Source organism: Telluria antibiotica (genome assembly GCF_011682055.1).
In the GTDB taxonomy this organism is placed as follows: domain Bacteria; phylum Pseudomonadota; class Gammaproteobacteria; order Burkholderiales; family Burkholderiaceae_D; genus Telluria; species Telluria antibiotica.
This window is the reverse complement of the sequence record NZ_JAAQOM010000005.1, coordinates 151,015-174,437: the sequence shown is the minus strand read 5'-3', so window position 1 is coordinate 174,437 and position 23,423 is coordinate 151,015. Positions and strand designations below refer to the sequence as shown.

Below are 23,423 nucleotides of genomic sequence, written 5' to 3'. Positions count from 1 at the left end.
CTACTCCTGGCCCGCGTGCCAGCCGCCACCCAGCGACTGGATCAGCGCGACGGCCGTCGTCTGGCGATTGCCCTGCGCCTGCACGAGCGCGCGGCGCGCGTTCAGCGCCGTCACCTGCGCCTGCACCACTTCCGAATAGCTCACCTGGCCGGCCTTGTAGCGGTTCAGCACCTGCTCCTCGACCTTGTCCGCGGCCTCCGACGCCACGCGCAGCAAGTCCTGCTGCCGCGCCAGCACGCGCGTGGCGGCAAGTTGATCCTCGACGTCGGCGAACGCGGCCAGCACCGTCTGGCGATAGCGCGCGACGGCCTGCTCGCGCGCCGCCGTCGCGCCCTGCACGGCCGCGCGGTTGGCGCCGCCGTTGAAGATCGTCTCCGTCGCCGACAGGCCCAGCGCCCACGCCATGCTCGACGCCTTGAACAGGTCGCCGATGGCGCTGGCGGCCGGGCCGTACGACGCCGTGAGGCCGATCTGCGGGAAGTAGGCGGAGCGCACGATCCCGATCTGCGCATTGGACGCGGCCACGGCGCGCTCGGCAGCGGCGATGTCCGGGCGGCGTTCCAGCAGCGCGGACGGCACGCCCACCGGCACGTCCGGCACCGTCACGTTCCACGGCACGGGCGCGAGCGCGAAGTCGGCGGGCGCCTTGCCGACGAGGACCGCGATTGCGTGCTCGTACTGCGCGCGCTGGCGTGCCAGCGCCAGGTCGTCGCTCTGCGCGCTGGCGAGCTGGGTCTGCGCCTGGTAGACGTCGGAGTGCGGCACGATGCCCACGTCGAAGCGGTTCTGCGTGATCTTCAGCACGCGCTGGTAGCCCTCGATCGTCGTCGCCAGCAGCGCGCGCTGGGCGTCGACGGAGCGCAGCGAAAAATAATCGGCGGCCAGCTCGCCCTGCGCGGACAGGCGCGCGGACGCGAGGTCGGCCGCACTGGCCTGCGCATTCGCCTGCGCCGCGGACACGCCCGCGCGGAGCCGGCCCCACACGTCCGGCTCCCACGTCGAGCCGATGTTCAGCCGGTAGCTGTTCGACGTCCGGCCGCTGCCATTGCCAGCGTTGTTCGAGCCACCCCCGCTGCCGTTGCGGTTGGCGCCTCCGGTCAAGGTCACGGTAGGGAACAGAGCCGCGCGCTGCTCCGCCACGACGGCGCGCGCCTGCGCGTACGCGGCGACGGCGGCTGCCACGTTCTGGTTGCTGACCTCCACCTGGCCCATCAAGCCGTCGAGCACGGGGTCGGAGAACAGGTTCCACCATGGCCCCCGTTCGAGCGCATCGGCGGGCGCGGCGGGCGCCCAGCCGGCCGGCGCCGAGCCTTGCAGTTCCTTGAAGGCTGCAGGCCGGGGCGTCGTCGGGCGCTCGTACGCGGGCGTGAACGCGCAGCCGGACAGCACGGCGGCCGCCAGCAAGGCATGCGTCAGGGAACGGAGGATCACGGTGGTGCGCATGGTGTGGTTCATGATGGCGAAGTCGATGGCTGGTCCTCCAGCGGATGGCGGACCAGGTGGTGCTCGTCGGCGCCGCGGCGGCGCAGCTTGTCGACGTAGACGTAGACGACGGGCGTCGTGAGCAAGGTAAGGAGCTGGCTCGCGATCAGGCCGCCGATGATGGCGATGCCCAGCGGCTGGCGCAGTTCGGAGCCTTCGCCGAAGCCGATCGCCAGCGGCAGCGCGCCCAAAGCGGCGGCCAAGGTCGTCATCAGGATCGGCCGGAAGCGCAGCAGGCACGCCTCGCGCACGGCTTCCGTGGCCGAGAGGCCGCGCGCGCGCTCCGCTTCCAGCGCGAAGTCGATGATCAGGATCGCGTTCTTCTTGACGATGCCGATCAGGAGGAACACGCCGATCAGCGCGATGATGGAAAACTCCATGTGGAACAGCAGTAGCGCCAGCACGGCGCCCACGCCGGCCGACGGCAACGTCGACAGCACGGTGATCGGGTGCACGAGACTTTCGTACAGGATGCCCAGCACGATGTAGATGACGACGATCGCGGCGAGGATCAGCAGGGGTTGCTGCTGGTTCGATTCCTGCGCCTGCTTGGCCTGGCCCTGGAAGCTGCCGCGCACGTTGGTCGGCATGCCGATGTCCGCTTCCGCCTGCAGCACCGCCTGCTGCGCCTCGGACAGCGAGTACCCGTCGGCGAGGTTGAACGAGATCGTCGTCGCAAGTTCTCCGTCCTGGTGGTTGACGGAGCTGGGCGTCGCCCGTTCGGCGAAATGGGCGATGGCGGACAGCGGCACCATCGTCGTGGCGCCCGTCGACAGCGCCGATCCGCTGGCCGGATCGCGCGCGGCCGTCAGGTTCGCTGGCGCGGCCGGCGTGCCGCTGGTCGACGCCGTCGTGGCCGCGGCGGCCGTGCTGGCGCCGGCCGCGTTCTTGGCAGGCACGTACACGTCGTCCAGCGCGGCCGGCGAGCGCGCGTACTTCTGCGCGACGCCCATGATCACGTGGTACTGGTTCAACTCGTCGTAGATGTTGGCGACCTGGCGCTGGCCGAACGCGTCGTACAGCGCGTTGTCGACATCCTTCGCGGCGATGCCCATGCGGGCGGCCGTCTGCTTGTCGATGTCGACATAGGTCTCGACGCCGTTGTCCGCCTGGTCGGTGTCGACGTCGGTCAGCGCCTTCTGTGTCTTCATCGCGTCGGCCAGCTTCGATGCCCACGTCTTGAGGTCGGCGCGGTTGTCGCTCTTCAGCGTGTACTGGTACGTGGAGTTCGACTGGCGCCCGCCCATGCGCAAGTCCTGCACGGGATTCAGGAACAGCTGCACGCCCGTCACCTGGGCGAGCTTCGGACGCAGGCGCGCGATCACGGCCTGGCCGCTCTCGCCCTTCGCGCGCTGGCTCGCGGGCTTCAGATTCATGAACATGAAGCCGCCGCCCGCGCGCGAGCCTCCGGTGAAGCCGACGACGGTGTCGACGGCCGGATCGCTCTTGATGACGTTCACGAGCTGGCGCAGCTTGCCCTGCATGGCCTGGAACGAGATGCTCTGGTCGGCGCGCATGCCGCCGTTGACCTGGCCCGTGTCCTGCTGCGGGAAGAAGCCCTTCGGCGCGTTGGAAAACAGGTACACGTTCAGGCCGACGACGAACAAGAGGATCAGGATGACGAGCGGCTTCATGTCCAGCGCCCAGTCCAGCGCGTGCTCGTACGACTTCAGCGCGCCGTCGAACGCCCGCTCGGACCAGCGCGCGAGGCGGCCCTGCTTGCGCTCGACGTGGCCGTGCAGCTTCTGGCCGGGCTTCAGCAGCATGGCGCACAGCATCGGCGTCGTCGTCAGCGAGATCACGAGCGAGATCATCACGGCGGCCGACAGGGTGACGGCGAATTCGCGGAACAGCCGGCCCACCTGCCCGCCCATGAACAGCAGCGGGATGAACACGGCGACAAGCGACAGGCTGATCGAGAGCACGGTGAAGCCCACTTCCTGCGCACCCAGCAGCGCCGCCTTCATGCGGCCCATGCCCTGCTCGACGTGGCGGCTCGTGTTTTCCAGCACGACGATGGCATCGTCGACGACGAAGCCGGTGGCCACCGTCAGCGCCATCAGCGAGAGGTTGTTCAGCGAGAAGCCCAGCATGTACATGACGCCGAAGGTGCCCAGCAGCGACACGATGGTAGCCACCGCCGGCACGACGGTCGCGCGCGCGCTGCGCAGGAACACGGAAACGACGAGCACGACGAGCAGGATCGAGATCATCAGCGTCATCTCGATCTCGTGCAGCGACGCGCGGATCGAGTTGGTGCGGTCCGACGCGACCTGCATGTGCACGTCCTGCGGGAGCTGCGCCTGCAGTTGCGGCAACAGCGCGCGCACGCCGTCGACGGTCTCGATGACGTTCGCGCCGGGCTGGCTCGTGATCAGCACGACCACGGCGGGCTCGCCGTTGAACAGGCCCAGCGTGTGGATGTCCTCGACGCCGTCCGTGACGTCCGCCACGTCCTGCAGGCGGATCGCGGAACCATTGCGCCACGCGACGACGAGGCCCTTGTAGTCGGCCGCCGTGCGCCCGTTCGTCGGCGTGTTCGCCTGCGAATAGATCTGCAGCCGCATGCCCTGCCCTTCCAGCGCGCCCTTCGGCCGGTTCGCGTTGGTGGCCTGGATGGCGGCGCGCACGTCTTCCGTCGCCAGGCCGTACTGGTTCAGCTGGTACGGGTTCAGGTCGACGCGCACGGCGGGCAGCGAGCCGCCGCCCAGCTCCACGTCGCCCACGCCCTTCACCTGCGCGATCTTCTGCTGCACGATGTTCGACACTTCGTCGTAGATCTGGCCCGGGCTGCGCGCCTTCGACGTCAGCGCCAGGATCAGCACGGGCGCGTCGGCGGGATTCGCCTTGCGGTACGTGGGGTTGCTGCGCAACGTGGCCGGCAGGTCGGCCCGCGACGCGTTGATCGCGGCCTGCACTTCGCGCGCGGCGGAATCGATCTGGCGCGTCAGGTCGAACTGCAGGTTGATGCGGGTGGAGCCGTTGCCGCTGCTGGACGTGATCTCGTTGACGCCGGCGATGACGGCGAGGCGCCGCTCCAGCGGGGTCGCCACCGACGTGGCCATCGTGTCCGGACTGCCGCCCGGCAGGTTCGCCGACACGGAGATCGTCGGGTAGTCCACCTGCGGCAGCGGCGACACCGGAAGCACGAAGAACGCGGCGATGCCCGCCAGCGCGATGCCGATGGTCAGCAGCACCGTCGCGATGGGCCGCCGGATGAACGGTTGCGACAGGCTCATGCGCCCGCCCCGCCAGGCTTGGGTTCCGAGCGCGGCTTCGCGGGCTCGGCGCCGCCCCAGCGCCGCGCCATGCGGTCGAACGCCAGGTAGATGACGGGCGTCGTGAACAGCGTGAGGAGCTGGCTCACGATCAGCCCACCGAAGATGGCGAGGCCCAGCGGCCGGCGCAGTTCGGCGCCCTCGCCCCAGCCGAACATCAGCGGGATCGCGGCGAACAGCGCGGCCAGCGTGGTCATGATGATGGGACGGAAGCGCAGCATCGCGGCCTGGTGGATCGCGGTGCGCGGGTCCTTGCCTTCGTCGCGCTCGGCCTCGATGGCGAAGTCGATCATCATGATCGCGTTCTTCTTGACGATGCCGATCAGGAGGATGATGCCGATGATGCCGATGACGCCGAGGCCCTGCCCCGTCACGCCCAGCGCCAGCAGTGCACCCACGCCGGCCGACGGGAGGGTCGACAGGATCGTCAGCGGGTGGATGTAGCTCTCGTACAGCACGCCCAGCACGATGTACACGCAGACGACGGCCGCGAGGATCAGCCACAGCTGGTTTGTCAGCGACGCCTGATACGCACCGGATGCACCGAGGAAGGTCATGCTGACGGAGGCCGGCAGGCCGATCTCCTTCGCGACGTCCTTGATGGCGGCGACGGCGGTGCCCAGCTTGATGCCGTTCGCCGTGTCGAAGCCGATCGTCGTCGCGGGGTATTGCGCGACGTGCGTGATCTGCAGCGGCGCGGCCTGCTCCGTGATGGCGGCGATGGCGGACAGCGGCGTCGGCGAGCCGGAGCCCGTGCGCAGCTGCAGGTCGGCCAGCGCATCGAGCGACATGTTCTCGTCCTGCTGCGCTTCCAGGATCACGCGGTACTGGTTCGTCTCCGTGAAGATCGTCGACACGATGCGCTGGCCGAACGCGCTGTACAACGCGTCGTCGACGTTGGATGCCGTGACGGACAGCCGCGACGCGCTGTCGCGGTCGATGTTGACGTAGGCGGCGGCGCCCGTGGCGCCGGCGTCCGTGACGACGTTCGCCAGCTCCTTGCGGCGCGCCATCGCGTCGACCATCTTCTTCGCCCATTCCGTCACGGTCTTCGTGTCCGCGCCCTCGATCGACAGGCGGTATTGCGTGGGGCCCGTCTCGGCGTCGATCGTGAGGTCCTGCGTGGGCTGCAGGTACAGCGTGACACCGGCGACGTTCTGCGCCACGCGGCGGCGCAGGCGGTCCATCAGGTCGCGCTGGTCGCCGTGGCTTTTCTTCAGGTTGATGAGCATCGTGCCCGTGTGGAGCATCGTGTTGTTGGCGGCGTCCACGCCCACCGTCGACGCGAGCGATTCGACGTCCGGGTCGGCCAGGATCTCGCGCGCGGCGGCCTGCTGCATGTCGGCCATCGCGCTGTACGAGATCGCCTGGCGTGCTTCCACGCGCGCCTGCAGCTGGCCCGTGTCCTGCGTGGGGAACAGGCCTTTCGGGATGAACACCCACATCAGCGCCGTCAGCACGAGCGTGCCCAGCGCGACGAGCAAGGTCAGGCCCTGGCGTTCCAGCACCCAGTTCAGGCCGCGGTCGTAGTGGCCCACCGTCCAGTCGAACAGCGACTGGAACTTGCGCGCGAACGCGCTTTCGTGCGCCTGGTCGTGGTGCTTCAGCCAGCGGCCCGACATCATCGGCACGAGCGTCAGCGACACGACGGCCGAGATCAGGATCGTGATGGCGAGGGACACCGCGAATTCGCGGAACAGGCGACCGACGACGTCGCCCATGAACAGCAGCGGGATCAGCACGGCGATCAGCGACACCGTTAGCGAGATGATGGTGAAGCCGATCTGCGTGGCGCCCTTCAGCGCGGCGTCCATCGGCGGCTCGCCTTCTTCGATGTAGCGCGAAATGTTCTCGATCATGACGATGGCGTCGTCGACGACGAAACCGGTGGCGATCGTCAGCGCCATCAGCGACAGGTTGTTCAGGCTGTAGCCCAGCAAGTACATCACGCCGAACGTGCCGACGAGGGAGATCGGCACGGCGAGGCTCGCGATGACGGTGGCGCGCACGCTGTGCAGGAACGCGAAGATCACGAGCACGACGAGGACGACGGCCAGCACCAGCTCGATCTGCACATGTTCGACGGAGGCGCGGATGCCGTTCGTGCGGTCCGAAAGGACGTCCATGTGGACGCTCTGCGGCAGGCTCGCGGCAAGCTCCGGCAGGCGCTGCTTGATGGCGTCGACGGTGGCGATCACGTTTGCGCCCGGCTGGCGCTGCACGTTCAGGATGATCGCGGGCTTCATATTGGCCCACGCGCCCAGCTTGACGTTTTCCGCGCTGTCGACGACCTTCGCCACGTCGCCCAGGCGCACCGGGGCGCCGTTGCGGTAGGAGACGATCAGGTTCGTGTAGTCGGGCACCGTCACCAGCTGGTCGTTGGCGTTGATCGTGTACGCGCGCAGCGGGCCGTCGAAACTGCCCTTGGCACTGTTGGCGTTGGCGTTCGTGATCGCCGTGCGCAAGGTGTCGAGACCGAGGCCGTTCGCCGCGAGGGCAGCCGTGTCGGCCTGGATGCGCACGGCCGGCCGCTGGCCGCCCTGCAGCGTGACGAGGCCCACGCCCGTCACCTGGCTGATCTTCAGCGCGAGGCGCGTGTTGACGAGGTTCTGCACCTCCGTCAGCGGCATCGAGTCGGACGTGATGGCGAGCGTCAGCACGGGTGCGTCGGCCGGGTTGACCTTCGCGTACACGGGTGGCGCCGGCAGGTCGGTCGGTAGCAGCGAACCGCCCGCGTTGATCGCGGCCTGCACTTCCTGCTCCGCCACGTCGAGCGTCTGGCCCAGCGTGAACTGCAGGGTGATGACGGAGACGCCGGCCGCGCTGTTGGAACTCATGCGCGCGAGGCCCGCCATCTGGCCGAACTGGCGTTCCAGCGGCGCCGTCACGGTGCGCGCCATCACTTCCGGGCTCGCGCCCGGGTACAGCGTCTGCACCTGGATCGTCGGGAAGTCCACTTGCGGCAGCGCCGACAGCGGCAGGAATTTGTAGCCGACGAGGCCTGCCAGCACGATGGCCAGCATCAGCAGGGACGTTGCGACGGGGCGGCGGATAAAAGGGGCGGACGGGCTCACCACGCACCTCCTCTATAAACGTAGGGTGGGCTCCCCGAGCCCACGCGGACGTATGCGGCGTGTTGGCGGTACGCGTGGGCACGGGGTGCCCACCCTACGATAGCCTTCATCGCGCGGTCCCTTCCTGTTGCTGGCGACGGCGGTGCTGGCGCTGGGCGCCGCCCTGCCCACCGGCCCCCTGGCCGCGCGGATGGTCGCCCGGCAGGGTCACCGTCGCGCCATCCTTCAGCCGGTCTGCACCTTCCGTGATGACGGTCTCGCCACCCGACAGGCCGCTCGTGATCTCGACGCGCTCGGCGTTCTCCTCGCCCCGCTTCACGTTCGTCAGCGCCACCGTGCGCGCCTGCGGATTCAGCACGTAGACGTAGTCGCCGCTGGCGCCGTGGCGCAGCGCCGTCACCGGCACCGTCACGGCATTCTTGATGACGTCGACCTGCAGCCGGATGTTCACGAACTGGCTGGGGAACAGTTTCGCGCCCTCGTTGCCGAAGCGGGCCTTCGCCTTCACGGTGCCCGTCTGCGTGTCGACCTGGTTGTCCAGCGCCATGAAGCGGCCCTGCGCCAGCTCGCGCGTGCGGGTGCGGTCCAGCGCCGTCGCGGGCAGCGTGGCGTTGTCGTTGATGCGCTGCTGCAGCGAAGGCAGGCGGTCCTGCGGGACGGCGAATTCGACGTCGATCGGCGACTGCTGCGTGATGACGGCGATGCCGTTCGCGTCGGTGCTGCCCACGAGGTTGCCGATGTCCACCGTGCGCAGGCCCACGCGGCCCGCGATCGGCGCGCGCACCTGCGTGTACCCGAGATTGATGCGGGCGATGCCCTCGGCCGCCTTGTCCGTCGTGACGGTGCCCAGCAATTGCTTGACGAGGGCGGCCTGCGTGTCGACGTCCTGGCGCGCGATCGAGTCCTGCTGGAGCAAGGTCTGGTAGCGGCCCAGGGTGACCTTGGCCGTGTCGAGCTGCGCCTCGTCGCGCTGGCGCTGGCCCGTCGCCTGCAGCAGCGCCATCTGCGCCGGGCGCGGGTCGATCGTCGCGAGCACCTGGCCCTCCTTGACGAGCTGGCCTTCCGTGAACAGGATCTTCTGCAGCACGCCCCCGATCTGCGGGCGCACCGTCGCCACGGCGGCCGGGGTCACGGTGCCGAGGGCGTCCAGCACGACCGGAATGTCGGCGCGCTCGGCCTTGCCGACGCCGACCGTCGTCGCCGGCATGCCGCGTCCGCCTGGGCCGCCCTGACCTCCACGTCCCGCGCCGGGCCCGCCCGCGCCCGGCCTCCCGCCGCCCGGGCCCGCCTGCGGCGCCTGGTGTATGAGGTGCCAGGCCAGCCAGCCCAGTCCGGCCATCGCGAGCACGGCGATGATGATGCCGATGACGCGCGTGCGGCGCGTGCGCTTCGGTTGGGTGGGCGTCTTGTTCTTGTCGGGGGTGACGGTCGAATCCATGCGAGTCCTTGGCGGCCGAGTGTTCAAAAGCACAATAAATTTTCTTGAAATGTAGCACGCACCTCGGTACGTCCATGTTTCGTAACGTACCGTTGCGCCACCGCGCGGCCCGGCAGGCCGGCTTGTCACTGAGCAATAAAACGAGCGCCTTTACACGGATTTACACGGATGCCGTGCACATCCCGTCAGATCCAAACAAAAACGGGCGCGGGAAGGTCCCGCGCCCGTTTTCAAGACGGCAGCGCCATGTTTCGGCGTACGTATCCCTGCCTACATGCTGTTACAAACCTTAACGAGACGAAAAGGTTTCAAGGCACCCCGCACAGGCAGTGCGTGACGGCAGCGAACGGCTGCTTGCGGTCGGCGACGGCGGACAGCCAGCCCAGGTCCTTGCCGATGGCCGCCGCCGTGCTGCCGCCCAGCGCGGCCGCGCCGAGGTCGGCCGGCAGCAGCCCCAGCTTCACCTGCACGGTCAGCGCCTGCGCATCGGAGAGGCCCATGCGTTCCAGCAAGCGCTCGGCCAGCGTCGCCGGCTGCTCGGCATACGTGACGCGGAAATCGTCGCCCAGGTGCGCGCGCTTGGCGGCCGAGCGCAGCGCGTCGCCGTAGCCGCCCAGGCGATCGACGAGGCCGCGCTCCTTCGCCTGGGCGCCCGTCCACACGCGGCCCTGGCCCACTTCGTCGATCTTCGCCGGCGTCGTGCGGCGCGCGATGGCGGCCTTCGTCGTGAACTCGTCGTAGATGTGGTTGATGCTCGACTGGATCAACTGGCCGAAGCGCGGGTCGAGCGGGCGCAGCGGATTGTAGGCGTCGGCGAGCCACGTCGTCGTCACGCCGGCAGTGTGGATGCCCAGCTTGTCGACGACCTTGTCGGCCGTCGGCAGGATCGCGAACACGCCGATCGAGCCCGTCACGGTGGACGGGTCGGCGATGACTTCATCGGCCGCCATCGAGATCCAGTAGCCGCCCGAGGCGGCCACGTCGCCCATCGACACGACGACGGGCTTGCCCGCCGCGCGCGTCAGCTCCAGTTCGCGCCGGATCAGTTCCGAGCCGTAGGCGCTGCCGCCCGGCGAATTGACGCGCAGGACGACGGCCTTCACCGAATCGTCCTCACGCACGCTGCGGATCAGGTTCGACGTCGAGATGGCACCGACCATGCCGGGGCCGCCCGTGCCGTCCGTGATGTCGCCGGCCGCGACGACGACGGCGACGGCATCGCCGAACGGCTTGTCCGGATGGCGCCCCACGTAGTCGTCGAGGCTCACCTGGCGGAAGCTCTTGATGCGGGCGTCGTACGCGCCGCGCTTGACGAACATCTCGCGCACCTCGTCGCGCGTCTTGATGCCGTCGATCAGCTTCCAGTCCAGCGCCACCTTGGCCGCGTTGCCGTTGGCCGCGGTCAGGCGCTGCGGCAGCTCGTCGATGCCTTTCGCGATCGACCCTGCCGGCAGCTTGCGCGCCTGCTCCACTTCCGTCGTGTACGCGGTCCACAGGCCGTTGTACAGGAACGCGTCGGCCTCCTGCGCGGCCTGCGACGGGCCGTTGCCGATGAACGGCTCGGCGAAGCTTTTATATGTGCCGACCTTCATCAGGTTGACGGTGACGCCGACCTTGTCGAGCGCGTCGCGGTAGTAATTGCGGTGGCGCCCGAAGCCTTCGATCAGCACCATGCCCATCGGGTGCAGGTACACCTCGCTCGCGTGCGCGGCGATGAGGTAGCGCTTCTGGTCGAAGTTGCCGCCCCAGACCACGACACGCTTGCCGGCCGCCTTCACGCGCTCGACGGCCGCGCCGATCTCGCGCACGGACGCGAGGCCGCCGCCGCCCATCTCGTCCAGGAGCAGCAGGACGTCGCCCACGTTGGCGTCCTTCGCGGCGCTGTCCAGCGCCTTCAGCACGTCCGGCAGGCGCACGAGGCGGCGGCCGTTGCCGGACAGGCCCGCGACGACGGAATCGCGCACGCTGCCCGCCCGTTCCTCGACGAGTTCACCCTTCAGGTCGAGCACGAGCGCGGTCTTCGGCGCCAGCGGCTTCAGGCCGCCGCCGAACATGCCCCACACGAGGAAGATGAGGATCAGCAGGAAGATCAGGTTCAGCACGAAGCGGCGTGTGGCGTCGAGGCCGCGCCAGAGCGCGCCGATACCGCGGCGCAGGGAAGACAGGGGTTTGAAGGACATCGGTTCTCCGACTGGTTAGACATCGTTGGTGATTCGGACCGTGGCGACGGCCGGACTGGCCGTGGCGGGGCGCGAGATCGCGAACAGGCCGGCGAACACGAGGGCGCCGTTCACGATCAATAATTCGAGGCCGAGGCGGTAGCTGCCCAGCAGCGCGTGCTGGTGGTATTCCAGCAGCGCGCACAGGATGGGCGCGCCGACCGTCACGGCGGGCACGAGGCGATCCTGGAGTGTACGCGTCGTCATCATGCCGAACGCGAACAGGCCGAGCAAGGGGCCATACGTATAGCTGGCAAGCTTGAGGATCACGACGATCATGCTGGGATTGTCCACCCATTTGAACACGAGCACCATCGCGAGGAACAGCACGGCGAACGCGAGGTGCACGTGGCCGCGCAGGCGCACGCGCGCGCCCTCGGACAAATCGTCGCGGCGCTGGATGCCGAGGATGTCGATGCAGAACGTCGACGTCAGCGCCGTGATCGCGCCATCCGCGCTGGGAAACAGCGCCGAGATCAGCGCGACGAGGAAGACGATCTGCACGGCCGCCGGCAGGTGCCCCATGACGACGGCCGGGAAGATCTTGTCGCCCGTCGCCGTGACGCCCGCCACCGGCGCGTACAGGTACAGCAGGCCGCCGAGGAACAGGAACGCGCCGAGCACGACGACGAGGACCGCGGTGAGGCTCAGCAGGTTCTTCTGCGAATCGCCGAGGGTCTTCACGGAGATCGTCTTCTGCATCATTTCCTGGTCCATGCCCGTCATCGTCACGACGATGAACGCGCCCGCCACGACCTGCTTGAGCCAGAAACCCGGGCTGTTCGGATCGTGCGTGAACACGCGCGCGAGGCCCTGCTGCTGCATCTGCTGCAGCGCCTGCGGAATGGTCAGGTCCAGCCGGCCCAGCAGGAAGGCGACGCAGGCAAACAGGCCCGCGAGCATGCACGTCGTCTGCAGGGTGTCCGTCCACACGATGGTCTTCACGCCGCCCTGGTACGTGTACAGCAGGATCATGCCGAGGATGACGAGGGTCGTCAGCCAGAACGGCACGCCGAGGCCGTCGAGGATGATGGCCTGCAGCACGGCGACGACGAGGTACAGCCGCGCCGTCGCGCCGAACAGCCGCGACAGGATGAAGAACCCGGCCCCGCTCTGGTACGCGCGGCGGCCGAGGCGGACGTCGAGGTAGTGGTAGATCGACGTGAGGCGCAGGCGGTAGTACACCGGCAGCAGCAGGTACGCGACGGCGACGTAGCCGATCACGTAGCCGATGAGGATTTGCGCATAGCCGAAGCCGTCCGCGCCGACGGCGCCCGGCACGCTGATGAACGTGGCGCCGGACAACGTGGTGCCGACCATGCCGAACGCGACGAGCATCCAGTTGCTGCTCTTGTTACCGATGAAAAAGCTGTCATTGTTCGCGCCCCGCGCCGTGGCCCAGGCGACGCCCAGCAGCAGCGCGAAATACGCGATGAGGATGCAGAAGAGTAAAGCCGGGGACATCGACGATCCGGAATGTTGTCTATTCGCCCAGCAATATACACCCATGCAAGCGTGCCGGTCAGATCCCCTGCCCCGGTGCACGTTCGAACGGGCCGATGCACGCGTCCATCGACTCGTCCTGGCACATGACGAAGCGCGCGCCGGACGGGTGGAAACGGACGTAGTTCGTGGCCCGGGTGCCGGGCTTCATGATTTCGCCGGAACAGTCCTGCTTGCCATTGTCCTTCACGACCTTGTCCTCGAGCTTGTAGAAGCCCTTGGCGCTCGGTTGCTCGGCCACGGTGAATTCGCTTTCCGACACTTCGTCGGCGCTGCGGACGAGCGTCGTGCCGTCGCCGCGGAAGTGGTACGTCTCGGAACAGCCGAGCTGCGGGATGGTCAGGACCCAGATGCCCAGCAGCGGATGCGACGCCGACGGCGCCCCCGCGTGCACGTGCGGACAGGCGGCAAGCGTCGCGGCGAGCGACAGGCGGGCGGACAGTCCGGTAAGCGTACGCATGGTGGGCCTCTGCATGACGGTGAACGGCGTTCTTGTCATTATTGCACAGGCCCGTGCGGCGCGGGCGCGCACGCCGATGGGACGCCGCTCCCGCCCGTGCGGGAACGACGTCGCCGGCTCGTCAGCCGTTTTCCGGCGGCGTCTTCGCCTTCGCGGGACGGCGCGGCGCGCGCGTGGCAGGCTTGCGCGACGGGGCCTTGTGGGCCGGACGTGACGATTTCTTGCGCGCGGCTTTCGCAGCCTGGGACTCGCCCTCGCCGTCCGTCGCCGCCGCGTCGGCCACAGGCTCGACCTGCGTTGCGGACAGGCCGGCATCCGCACCGGCGCCATCTGCCTGCATCACCGTTGCGTCGTTCGCGGCCGCGTCGTCGGCTGCCTCGTTGGCTGCCGTTGCGCCCTTGCGCGCGGCCGGCTTGCGGGGCGTGCGCGTGGCGCGACGGCGTTCTTTCGCCGGCGCGGGCGCTTCCTCTTCCGCGACAGGTGCGGGCTGCGCGGCGACCTCTTCCTCCACCGGCTCGATCGCCTCGGCCAGGTCCGGCGTCGGCGCGGGCCACGTGGCGACGGCTGCCTCTTCCGATGCGGGGACCGTGTCCTGCGCGTTCGCTGCCTGGCCTTCGCGGCCCTTGCGTCCACGGCCGCCGCGGCGACGCGGTTCGCGTCCGCCCGCCGGCACTTCCGTCGGCTGCTCGCCCTGCGTTTCCGCGACCAGCTCGTCGACGGCCGCCACCGGTTCCGGGGCGGCCGGCTGCTCGATGTCCGGCGCGACCGTCTCGACCGGCTGCAGCTCGACCTGGGCATTCGCGCCGCGGTAGACATACGTGCCGGATTTTTCGTCGCGGCCGAATTCGAACAGGCCGCGCGTCTGCGCCTCTTCCAGCAGGTTGCCGAACGTGCGGAAGCCGTAATAGGTTTCGGAGAAATCCGGACGGCGGCGCTTCAAGGTGTCCTTCAGCAGCGACGCCCAGATCTTGCCCGTGTCGCCGCGTTCCGAGACGAGCGCGTCGAAGGTCTCGACGACCATCTCCAGCGCCTGCAGCTTGCGCGCCTCCATCTCTTCGCGCTTGCGGTTGTCGCCGTCGGACGGGCGGCGGCCCTGCTGCTGCGGCTGGGCCTTGCGCTCGTCGCGCTTGGCGGCGGCGCGGCGCTGTTCGCGCACGAGGTCGTCGTAGAAGATGAATTCGTCGCAGTTCGCGACCAGCAAGTCGGACGTCGACTGCTTGACGCCGACGCCGATCACGCGCTTCGCGTTCTCGCGCAGCTTGGAGACGAGCGGGGAAAAGTCGGAGTCGCCGGACACGATGACGAACGTGTTCACGTGCGCCTTCGTGTAGCACAGGTCGAGCGCGTCCACGACCATGCGGATGTCGGCGGAGTTCTTGCCCGACTGGCGCACGTGCGGGATTTCGATCAGTTCGAAGTTCGCTTCATGCATCGTCGCCTTGAAGCCCTTGTAGCGATCCCAGTCGCAATAGGATTTCTTGACCACGATGCTGCCCTTGAGCAGCAGGCGTTCGAGGACGGGCTTGATGTCGAACTTCTCGTAGTTCGCATCGCGCACGCCGAGTGCGACGTTTTCGAAGTCGCAGAACACCGCCATGCTGATATTGTCTGGAGATGAAGCCATGTGTGTTGTTGTGTGGTTAGTAGACAAGCTGACCAGCGATTATACGCAACAACGGCGCCGCCACCGCCGCGGACGCGTCCGTGGCGAAACGCTCAGGCCAGCCGGTCGAGGGTGGCGGGATCGGCGCGGCCGTCGAAGAACTGGTCGAGGCACGTCTGGAAGATCGCCTCGTGCGGCGCGACGTCGGCGAACAACGTCATCGACGAGTGAAATTTCAGGTTGTCGGGATGACCGAAGATCTCGTCGACGCCGCGGTCGTGATGGCTCGCCACCGCGGCCGCGCACGCGCGCAGGCGCGGCCCCAGCACCGGGTGCGCGAGGTACGCGGCGGCCTCGTCGGCCGAGCGGATCGCATACCGCTGCGCCATCGCGCTGTGCCCCAGGCCTTCGATCTGCGGAAAGATGAACCACATCCAATGGGTGCGCTTGTGGCCGGCGCGCAGCTCGGCCAGCGCCGTGTCGTAGACGCCGATCTGGGCGTCGACGAAGCGTTCCAGGTTGAAGTCGGTCGTCATCGGTCTCCCCTCCTTCGCCGCATGCTACGCCATGTTTGCTAAAGTGGCGCCACCATGACACCCGAACACCTGACCCTCCTCCTCACCCGCGAAATGCCCTACGGCAAGTACAAGGGCCGCGTGATCGCCGACCTGCCCGGCCACTACCTGGGCTGGTTCGCCCGCGAAGGCTTTCCGAAAGGTCAGCTGGGCGAGCTGCTGGCGCTCATGTACGAGCTTGACCACAACAATCTGCGCAGCCTGCTCGATCCGTTGCGGCGATGATCGAAGTTTTCGATCATAGTGCATAAAACTACTCGTTTTTCATTGCGGGGCCGCGTCCCTATACTGACTTCCATCGACAGCAATCAACGAGGAGAAACACCATGATGGAAGTCCGCAGGAGCGAAGAACGGGGCGCCGCCCACCACGGCTGGCTGATGTCCAAGCACACGTTTTCGTTCGCCGATTACTACGACCCGCGCCACACCGGCTTCGGCCCGCTGCTGGTGATCAACGAAGACCGCGTCGCCCCGGGCGCCGGCTTCGGCACGCACGGCCACCGCGACATGGAAATCATCTCGTACGTGCTCGACGGCGCGCTGGAGCACAAGGACAGCATGGGCACCGGCTCGGTGCTGCACTACGGCGACGTGCAACGCATGAGCGCGGGCACGGGCGTGCGCCACAGCGAGTTCAACGGCTCAAAGACGGACCCCGTGCACTTCCTGCAGATCTGGATCGAGCCGGACACGAAAGGCATCCCGCCCAGCTATGAGGAAAAGCATTTTTCCGTGGATAGCAAGAAGGGCAAGCTGCGCCTGATCGCCTCGCGTGACGGGCGGCAGGCGTCCGTGACCATTCATCAGGATGCGTCGATCTATGCGGCCATTCTCGACGAAGGCGATCATGCGGAGCACGCGCTGGATCGTGAGCGGTTGGCGTATGTGCACGTGATTCGTGGGGATGTTTCCGTCAACGGCGTGGCATTGAAAGATGGGGATGCGCTCAAGATTGGTGGTGAGGAGCGTGTGGTGTTCGATCACGCGGAAGGGGCTGAGGTCTTGTTATTCGATCTGCCGGCTTGAGTGGAAAATGACCGGTCTCCGCGGCGCTGGCTGCGGAGACCGGCATTTTCTCAATTAAAAAATACCGCTCAAACGCAGTCACCTGATAAGCGCAATAAAGCAGGAATGCCGAGAGAAAAACAAGAAACACGGCAACCCAGGTCTTCGCCGGATAACCGCCAAGCATCCGGGCGAACGACGTATATTTCGCCAAATCACAAGTGGCAACCCACTACGCGAAGCTCGAGGCAAACAGTCCGCCCAATGCGTAGGCAATCGAGTATCCGCTCGCAAAAAATGCGTTTATCCAGCTCATCCCTCGCCCTTCCCTGCATTCACACCGACGTTGAGTTCACCGCCCATCATGCCACTGTGTCAACCCATCCGCAAAGCCCACGTTCAGTCGCCCCTCCCGCCACAATCGCGCGTCAACTGTTAAATTCCGCCGCTATAATCGAGCCACACAGCAACTTTCGACCCAACCCGCATGAGCGCACAACCCAGCGTCCTCGTCGTCGAAGACGACGTCCACATCGCCCACGTCCTGAGCTTCATGCTCGAGCGCCAGGGCTATCGCGTGACCCACGTGGCGGATGGGCGCGCGGCCGTGCAGCACGTGATGGCGGAGCCTGCGCCCGACCTCGTCCTGCTCGACGTCATGCTGCCCTACGTCGACGGGTTCGAGATCGTCGGCCTGATCCGCGCGCAGGCCGGGTGGGAGGCCGTGCCCGTCCTCATGCTCACGGCGAAGAACACGGAGCGCGACACCGTGCGTGCCCTCGACGCCGGCGCCAACGACTTCATCATCAAGCCGTTCCAGCCGCAGGAATTGCTCGCGCGCCTGCGCCGCTTCCTGAAAACACCGGCATGATCCTGCCCGGCGGCGTCCTGCCCGCCCATGTGCTTGCCGCCGCATTGAAGGCGCCAGCCGATCCGGTCCTGGCCGCCGCGTACTGGACCGGGATCGGCGCCCTCTTCCTCACGTTGCTCCTCGCCGCCCAGATCGTCCGCCTGCGCATGGCGCTGCGCCGGCGCGAGCGGCGCGAGGCGCGTGCGCTCGCCCGGTGGCGTCCCGTGCTGAACGCCGCCATCGTCGGCGAGATGCCCGGCAAGCTGCCGCGGCTGGCGCGCGCCGAGCGCCCGCATTTCATCAAGCTGTGGGTGCACCTGCAGGCGTCGCTGCGCGGCGAGGCCAGCGTCGCGCTGAACGCCGTCGCGCGCCGCCTCGGCGTCGAGCACGACGCGCGCGCCATGCTCGCGCGCGGGCCGCGCACGGAGCGCCTGCTGGCGACCTTGCTGCTGGGCCACCTGGGCGACCGCGCGTCGTGGGACACCTTGCGCACGCTGGCCGAAAGCCCGGACGTCACGTTGTCGCTGTCCGCACTGTGGGCGCTCGTGCGTATCGACCCGCACGCGGCCGCCGCCTACCTCACGCCGCTGTTCGTCGCGCGCGACGACTGGGCCATGTCGCACGTGGCCGGCATCCTGAAGGAGGCCAGCGCGCCCGTCGCCGGCGTCCTCGCGGACCTGCTGCCGACCTTGCCGCCCGGCCGCCTGCCGCGCGCCCTGCGCATCGCGGAAGCGCTGCGCATCGACCTGCCGCCCGCGCTGCTGGCCGACGCCCTCGCCAGCCCCGACGTCGACCTCGTGACGGCCGCCCTGCGCATCGTCGCCACGCCCGGCCTGCGCGACACCGTCCGCGGCCTGCTCGCGCACCCCGACTGGCAGGTACGCGTGCTGGCCGCCAAGGCGCTGGGGCGGATCGGCGATGCGTCCGACGTCGAGCGCCTCGTCGCGCTGCTGGCCGACCGCGAATGGTGGGTGCGTTACCGCGCCGCCCAGGCCATCGCCGACCTGCCGTGGCTCGCGCGCGCCGAACTGGATGCCCTGCAGGCCGGCCTCACCGACCGCTTCGCCGCCGACATCCTCGCCCAGGTGATCGCCGAAACCCGCGCCGGGGAAAGGATCGGGTGATGTCGCACCACCTCATCATCCAGTTCATCACCTGGTTCGTGCTGTGCTACTTCGTGCTGCTCAACGGCGGTTACCTCGTGCTGAACATGCTGTCGCTGCGCGCGCTGCACCGCAAGGGCCAGGAAGCGATGCTGGACGACCTGCCGCGCGTCTACTCCGGCCTCGAGCCGCCCGTCAGCATCCTCGTGCCCGCATACAACGAGGAGGCCACGATCGCCGCATCCGTGCGCTCCATGCTGCAGCTGACGTATTCCGAATACGAAGTGCTGGTCGTGAACGACGGCTCGAAGGACGGCACGCTGGAGGTCTTGAAGCGCGAATTCGGCCTGCTGCCGTTTCCGGAAGCGTACCGGCGCCGCATCGCGACGAAGGACATCCGCCAGATCTACCGCTCCACCCGCTTTCCGAACCTGCGCGTGATCGACAAGGACAACGGCGGCAAGGCCGACTCGCTGAACGCGGGCATTAACGCGGCGCGCTATCCGCTCGTGTGCGGCGTGGACGCCGATTCGATCCTGCAGCGCGACAGCCTGGAAAAGGTGACGGAACCGTTCCTGCGCGATCCGGCCGTCGTCGCGACGGGCGGTACGATCCGCGTCGCCAACGGCTGCGAGGTGACGGGCGGCTTCCTCACGAAGGTCGGCCTGCCGCGCAACGTGTGGGCGCTGTTCCAGGTCGTGGAATACCTGCGCGCGTTCCTGTTCGGTCGCCTCGGATGGTCCTCGGTGAACGGCATGCTGATCGTCTCCGGCGCGTTCGGCGTGTTCCGCAAGGAGACCGTGATCCAGGCCGGCGGCTACCGCCCGGACACGATCGGCGAGGACATGGAACTGATCGTGCGCATGCACCGCCTGCTGCGCGCGCAGCGCCAGCCGTACAAGATCGAATTCGTGCCCGATCCCGTGTGCTGGACGGAGGCGCCGGAAGACTACAAGACGCTGAAGAACCAGCGCATCCGCTGGCAGCGCGGCCTGGCCGAGAGCTTGAATGCCAACTGGGGCCTGATGTTCTCGAGGAACGGCGGCGTACCGGGCTGGCTCGCATTCCCGTTCATGCTGCTGTTCGAGTGGCTGGGGCCCGTCGTCGAACTGGGCGGCTACGTCTTCATGACGTGGGCGGCCATCGCGGGCGGGATCTCGTGGCAGGCGTTCGCCACGTTCATGTTCGTCGCGATCGGCCTCGGCATCCTGTTGTCCGCGTCCGGCCTGCTGCTGGAAGAGATGTCGTTCCACATGTACCCGCGCGGCAAGCAGTTGCTGGCGCTGGGCGCCGTCGTGCTGCTGGAAAATCTCGGGCACCGCCAGTTGAACACGGTGTGGCGCCTGATCGGCCTGTGGCGCTGGATCGCGCAGAAGGAATCGACCTGGGGTACGATGAAACGCAAGGGCGACTGGCAGGCCGGTACGCCCAAAGGCCCCTGACCATGCGCACCCTCCTCGTTACGTTACCCCTGCTCGCGATGACGATCCCGGCCCACGCCGCCTGGCTGCACCAATGCCCCGCCGCGACGGACGGCGCGCCGCCACGCTACGTCGTCGACGACCGCGAGCACGCACCGGGCTGCACGAGCGTCGCGCTGGTGGCCGGCGCCGACGTGGACGCCGTCTACCCGCTGGCGCACGGAGAGATGCCGGAAGACGTGATCGTCTTGAACGGCAACGTGACGGACGGCCGCTTCGCCGTCAGCGAGCACGAACTGCCGTCCACCGCGCGCGGTCCGGCACGTCCGCAACCCATGCCGCTGCACGAGAACCTGCTGCGGTCGATGGACGTGCGCACGTTCGGCGCCGAGGAGCGCGTGCAGGCACACCTGGAGAACGGCCACCTGCGCGTCACCTGCCGCGCGGGCCAGCGCGCGGCAGGCGCGATCCTCACGGGGCCGTGGTTCATGACCCGCGCCAACACCGCGCTGGCCGCGGGGTATGAAGCGCGGGGCGGCGCGTTCACGTGGCAGGTCGCGGATGCGGCCCGCCAACAAAGGGGCGATGCGCTCGACATGGGCGTGCTCGCCGCCGGCGCCAAGTCCGCGCGGCTCACACCGCCCGCAGCGCTGGACCGCGCCGGCTGGCGCCAGTTCGTGCTGCTGTGCCCCGCATCGGAAGCGAGCATCGACGTGACGGCGCTCGCGCAGGAACCGGCCGCCGCACCGAAGGCCGCGCCGCGCGCGACGTGGGTCTGGCGTCCCGGCGACTGGATCGACGGCGGGCCCGCACTGCTCGACTGGGCGGCCGGCCAGGGCATCCGCGAGCTGTTCGTCACCGTACCGCTGACGGGCGGCGCCGTGCGCGACCCCGGCCACCTGGCCGCCTTCGTGCGCGCGGCGGGTGCGCGGGGCATAGTCATCTACAGCGTCGACGGCGACCCGCACATGGTGCTGCCCGGCGAAGTGCCGGCGGCCGTGCGGCGCGTGCGCGCGTATGCCGCGTACAACGCCGCGCAGCCCGCAGACGCGCGCCTGCGCGGCGCGCAGTTCGACGTCGAACCGTACCTGTTGCCGGAGACGGTGCTGGCGCCCAGCCGGCGGGATGCGGCCTACATCGGCATGGCGCGCGCGCTGAAGGCGGCCGCGGGCGAGGGCCTGCGCCTCGAATTCGTCGTCCCGTTCTGGTGGGGCCGCAATCCCGCGCTGCTGGACGCACTGGCCCCGACCGCCGACGCGCTCGCCGTGATGGATTACCGCACCGACCGCGCCCAGATCGTCTTCTTCGCCATCCCCTTCCTCGACTGGGCATCCGCGCACGGCCGGCAGGTGCGCGTCGCGCTGGAAGCGGGCGCCATCGAGCCGGAAGTCCAGCGCCGCTACGTGAAGGCGACGAGCGGTCCCGGCGACCTGCAGGCCGTCGACGTGGACGGTCGCCAGGTGCTCGTCCTGCTGCGCAAGCCCGTCGCGAGCACGGACGCGCGGATGTACCGCCTCGCGGGCACGCGCACCATCGACGGCAGCGCGACCACGTTCCACAAGGACAAGCCCGCGCTGCTGCGCCAGCTGCCCGGACTGGAACAGGAATTCGGCCTGTGGGACGGCTTCGGCGGGATCGCCATCCACGAACTGCGCTGAGGTTGCGGTCTTGCTCATGAAATCGTTTTCATATACTCTTGGAAACGATTAATACGCAAGAATCTGGAGACCCGCTTGACCAATCCATCCCGCCGCTCGGCATTCAAGACGCTGCTCGCCGGCGCCGCCGCCCTCCCCGCTGCCGCCGTTCTGCCCGCGCAGGCCGGCGCCCGCACCGCCGCACCGGCCGTCCCCGCCTGCCTGCCTGCCCCGCGCTGGGGCCGCGGCATCGAAGGCCAGCGCAAGGCCGACCTCGGCGACGGCACGTACGTGAACCCGATCATCTCGGGCGACCACCCGGACCCGACGATCCTGAAGGACGGCAAGGACTACTACATGACGTTCTCGTCCTTCCTGTCGTATCCGGGCATCGTGATCTGGCATTCGACGGATCTCGTGAACTGGGCGCCCGTCGGCCCCGCATTGAAGAAGCCGCTGGGCACGATCTGGGCGCTCGACCTGTGCAAGCACGACGGCCGCTACTTCATCTACATCCCGGCCGCGCCGGACGGCAACGCCTGGTCGATCTACGCCATCTGGGCCGACCGCATCGAAGGTCCGTGGAGCGATCCGATCGACCTGAAGATCAGCGGCTGCATCGACCCGGGCCACGTCGTGGGCGAGGACGGCAAGCGCTACCTGTTCGTGAACGGCATCCGCCGCGTGCGCCTGACGGACGACGGCCTCGCGGCGGACGGGCCCGTCGAACCGGCGTACCAGCCGTGGCGCTATCCGGAAGACTGGGTCGTCGAGAACTTCGCGCCGGAAGGCCCGAAGCTGCTGCGTCACGGCGCCTATTTCTACCTCGTGACGGCGGTCGGCGGCACGGCCGGTCCCGTGACGGGCCACATGGTGATCGCGGCCCGCTCGAAGTCGATCAACGGCCCGTGGGAACACTGCCCGCACAACCCGCTCGTACGCACGACGAGCACAAAGGAGCCGTGGTGGTCGCGCGGCCACGCGTCGCTCGTGGAGGGCCCGGGCGGCGACTGGTGGATGATCTACCACGCCTACGAGAACGGCTTCCGCACGCTGGGCCGCCAGACGGTGCTGGAGCCGATCGAGTGGACGGCGGACGGCTGGTTCCGCGCCAAGGGTGGCGACCTCTCGAAGCCTTTGCCGAAGCCGCGCGGCGGCAAGGCCGGGCCGAACGGGTTCGCGCTGTCCGACGATTTCTCGCAGGACCGCTTCGGCGTCCAGTGGAGCTTCCACGATCCGGCGCCGGACGAGATGGCGCGCGTGCGCTTCGCGAACGGCGGGCTGGAAATCAAGGGCAAGGGCACGTCGCCGGCCGACGCGACGCCACTCACGTGCGGCGTCGGCGACCGCGCGTACGAGGCCGAGATCACGCTGGACCTCATGGGCGCGGCCGAAGGCGGCCTGCTGCTGTTCTACAACCCGAAAGCCTACGTCGGCCTGGGCTTCACGCCGGACACGGTCAAGACCTACGAATATTCGGAGGAACTGCCGTGGGCGCGCCGTCCGCAAGCCATCTCCAGCGTGCGCGTGCGCCTGACCAACGACGACAACGTCGTGACTTTCCATTACTCGTTCGATGGCGGCAAGACGTGGACGCTGCACGGCACGCGCATGGAAGTGTCGGGTATTCACCACAATGTGTTCGGCGGCTTCCTGAGCCTGAAAGTCGGCGTCTACGCCGCGGGTGCGGGCACCGTGCGGCTGCGTGACTTCCGCTACCGCGCGCTGGCGCCGGCATGATGAGCTGAACGCGCGCCACGGGCGTCCGGGAAC

General features: G+C 68.3%; 16 protein-coding genes. 7 read left to right on the top strand and 9 right to left on the bottom strand.

Annotated features, from left to right (window positions below):
* From HAV22_RS10250 to HAV22_RS10210, 9 genes are all read right to left on the bottom strand, one after another.
* Window positions 1-1,455: an efflux transporter outer membrane subunit gene (locus HAV22_RS10250; protein WP_166858991.1), complete on the bottom strand. Its 1,455-nt coding sequence runs from the start codon at window positions 1,453-1,455 to the stop codon at window positions 1-3.
* Complete coding sequence (locus HAV22_RS10245) at window positions 1,452-4,721, bottom strand: efflux RND transporter permease subunit (protein WP_166858990.1); 3,270 nt, start codon at window positions 4,719-4,721, stop codon at window positions 1,452-1,454. The genes HAV22_RS10250 and HAV22_RS10245 overlap by 4 nt, the downstream gene beginning before the upstream one ends.
* Window positions 4,718-7,834: an efflux RND transporter permease subunit gene (locus HAV22_RS10240; protein WP_166858989.1), complete on the bottom strand. Its 3,117-nt coding sequence runs from the start codon at window positions 7,832-7,834 to the stop codon at window positions 4,718-4,720. Before HAV22_RS10240 ends, HAV22_RS10245 begins: the two co-directional genes overlap by 4 nt.
* Before the next feature lie 106 nt (window positions 7,835-7,940).
* Window positions 7,941-9,272 carry an efflux RND transporter periplasmic adaptor subunit gene (locus HAV22_RS10235; RefSeq protein WP_166858988.1) on the bottom strand — a complete coding sequence of 444 codons (1,332 nt, stop codon included), beginning with the start codon at window positions 9,270-9,272 and terminating at the stop codon, window positions 7,941-7,943.
* 308 nt (window positions 9,273-9,580) lie between these two features.
* On the bottom strand, window positions 9,581-11,452 hold the full coding sequence (gene sppA / locus HAV22_RS10230) for a signal peptide peptidase SppA (RefSeq protein WP_166858987.1): 1,872 nt from the start codon (window positions 11,450-11,452) through the stop codon (window positions 9,581-9,583).
* Window positions 11,453-11,467: 15 nt separating this feature from the next.
* Window positions 11,468-12,955, bottom strand: a complete 1,488-nt coding sequence (locus tag HAV22_RS10225) for a sodium:solute symporter (RefSeq protein WP_166858986.1) — start codon at window positions 12,953-12,955, stop codon at window positions 11,468-11,470.
* Between the two features lie 58 nt (window positions 12,956-13,013).
* Window positions 13,014-13,454: a hypothetical protein gene (locus HAV22_RS10220; protein WP_229421173.1), complete on the bottom strand. Its 441-nt coding sequence runs from the start codon at window positions 13,452-13,454 to the stop codon at window positions 13,014-13,016.
* Window positions 13,455-13,575: 121 nt separating this feature from the next.
* Complete coding sequence (locus tag HAV22_RS10215; RefSeq protein WP_166858985.1) at window positions 13,576-15,078, bottom strand: NYN domain-containing protein; 1,503 nt, start codon at window positions 15,076-15,078, stop codon at window positions 13,576-13,578.
* Between the two features lie 92 nt (window positions 15,079-15,170).
* Entirely contained in the window at window positions 15,171-15,593 is a 423-nt protein-coding gene (locus HAV22_RS10210) for a DUF1810 domain-containing protein (protein WP_166858984.1), read from the bottom strand.
* 54 nt (window positions 15,594-15,647) lie between these two features.
* Between HAV22_RS10210 and HAV22_RS10205 the strand changes: the two genes are divergently transcribed.
* The 7 genes from HAV22_RS10205 (at window position 15,648) to HAV22_RS10175 (ending at window position 23,390) form a co-directional block, all read left to right on the top strand.
* Window positions 15,648-15,857 (top strand): DUF3820 family protein, encoded by a 210-nt coding sequence (locus HAV22_RS10205; protein ID WP_166858983.1) that lies wholly within the window; start codon window positions 15,648-15,650, stop codon window positions 15,855-15,857.
* A gap of 101 nt (window positions 15,858-15,958) precedes the next feature.
* Window positions 15,959-16,660 carry a pirin family protein gene (locus HAV22_RS10200; protein ID WP_166858982.1) on the top strand — a complete coding sequence of 234 codons (702 nt, stop codon included), beginning with the start codon at window positions 15,959-15,961 and terminating at the stop codon, window positions 16,658-16,660.
* Between the two features lie 466 nt (window positions 16,661-17,126).
* Window positions 17,127-17,510: a response regulator transcription factor gene (locus tag HAV22_RS10195; RefSeq protein WP_166858981.1), complete on the top strand. Its 384-nt coding sequence runs from the start codon at window positions 17,127-17,129 to the stop codon at window positions 17,508-17,510.
* Entirely contained in the window at window positions 17,507-18,613 is a 1,107-nt protein-coding gene (locus HAV22_RS10190) for a HEAT repeat domain-containing protein (protein WP_166858980.1), read from the top strand. The genes HAV22_RS10195 and HAV22_RS10190 overlap by 4 nt, the downstream gene beginning before the upstream one ends.
* Window positions 18,613-20,034: a glycosyltransferase family 2 protein gene (locus HAV22_RS10185; protein ID WP_166858979.1), complete on the top strand. Its 1,422-nt coding sequence runs from the start codon at window positions 18,613-18,615 to the stop codon at window positions 20,032-20,034. The genes HAV22_RS10190 and HAV22_RS10185 overlap by 1 nt, the downstream gene beginning before the upstream one ends.
* Before the next feature lie 2 nt (window positions 20,035-20,036).
* On the top strand, window positions 20,037-21,671 hold the full coding sequence (locus HAV22_RS10180; RefSeq protein ID WP_166858978.1) for a hypothetical protein: 1,635 nt from the start codon (window positions 20,037-20,039) through the stop codon (window positions 21,669-21,671).
* A gap of 75 nt (window positions 21,672-21,746) precedes the next feature.
* The gene (locus tag HAV22_RS10175; protein ID WP_166858977.1) at window positions 21,747-23,390 is read left to right on the top strand and encodes a family 43 glycosylhydrolase; all 1,644 of its coding nucleotides are present in this window, start codon (window positions 21,747-21,749) and stop codon (window positions 23,388-23,390) included.
* Window positions 23,391-23,423 lie beyond the last annotated feature (33 nt).

Excerpts from the sequence above, each read along its gene's own strand:
- HAV22_RS10245 (WP_166858990.1), bottom strand. The coding sequence starts at position 4,721 with ATGAGCCTGTCGCAACCGTTCATCCGGCGGCCCATCGCGACGGTGCTG.
- HAV22_RS10215 (WP_166858985.1), bottom strand. The coding sequence starts at position 15,078 with ATGGCTTCATCTCCAGACAATATCAGCATGGCGGTGTTCTGCGACTTC.
- sppA (WP_166858987.1), bottom strand. The coding sequence starts at position 11,452 with ATGTCCTTCAAACCCCTGTCTTCCCTGCGCCGCGGTATCGGCGCGCTC.
- HAV22_RS10205 (WP_166858983.1), top strand. The coding sequence starts at position 15,648 with ATGACACCCGAACACCTGACCCTCCTCCTCACCCGCGAAATGCCCTAC.
- HAV22_RS10185 (WP_166858979.1), top strand. The coding sequence starts at position 18,613 with ATGTCGCACCACCTCATCATCCAGTTCATCACCTGGTTCGTGCTGTGC.
- HAV22_RS10195 (WP_166858981.1), top strand. The coding sequence starts at position 17,127 with ATGAGCGCACAACCCAGCGTCCTCGTCGTCGAAGACGACGTCCACATC.
- HAV22_RS10210 (WP_166858984.1), bottom strand. The coding sequence starts at position 15,593 with ATGACGACCGACTTCAACCTGGAACGCTTCGTCGACGCCCAGATCGGC.
- HAV22_RS10225 (WP_166858986.1), bottom strand. The coding sequence starts at position 12,955 with ATGTCCCCGGCTTTACTCTTCTGCATCCTCATCGCGTATTTCGCGCTG.
- HAV22_RS10250 (WP_166858991.1), bottom strand. The coding sequence starts at position 1,455 with ATGAACCACACCATGCGCACCACCGTGATCCTCCGTTCCCTGACGCAT.
- HAV22_RS10220 (WP_229421173.1), bottom strand. The coding sequence starts at position 13,454 with ATGCGTACGCTTACCGGACTGTCCGCCCGCCTGTCGCTCGCCGCGACG.
- HAV22_RS10235 (WP_166858988.1), bottom strand. The coding sequence starts at position 9,272 with ATGGATTCGACCGTCACCCCCGACAAGAACAAGACGCCCACCCAACCG.
- HAV22_RS10200 (WP_166858982.1), top strand. The coding sequence starts at position 15,959 with ATGATGGAAGTCCGCAGGAGCGAAGAACGGGGCGCCGCCCACCACGGC.
- HAV22_RS10180 (WP_166858978.1), top strand. The coding sequence starts at position 20,037 with ATGCGCACCCTCCTCGTTACGTTACCCCTGCTCGCGATGACGATCCCG.
- HAV22_RS10190 (WP_166858980.1), top strand. The coding sequence starts at position 17,507 with ATGATCCTGCCCGGCGGCGTCCTGCCCGCCCATGTGCTTGCCGCCGCA.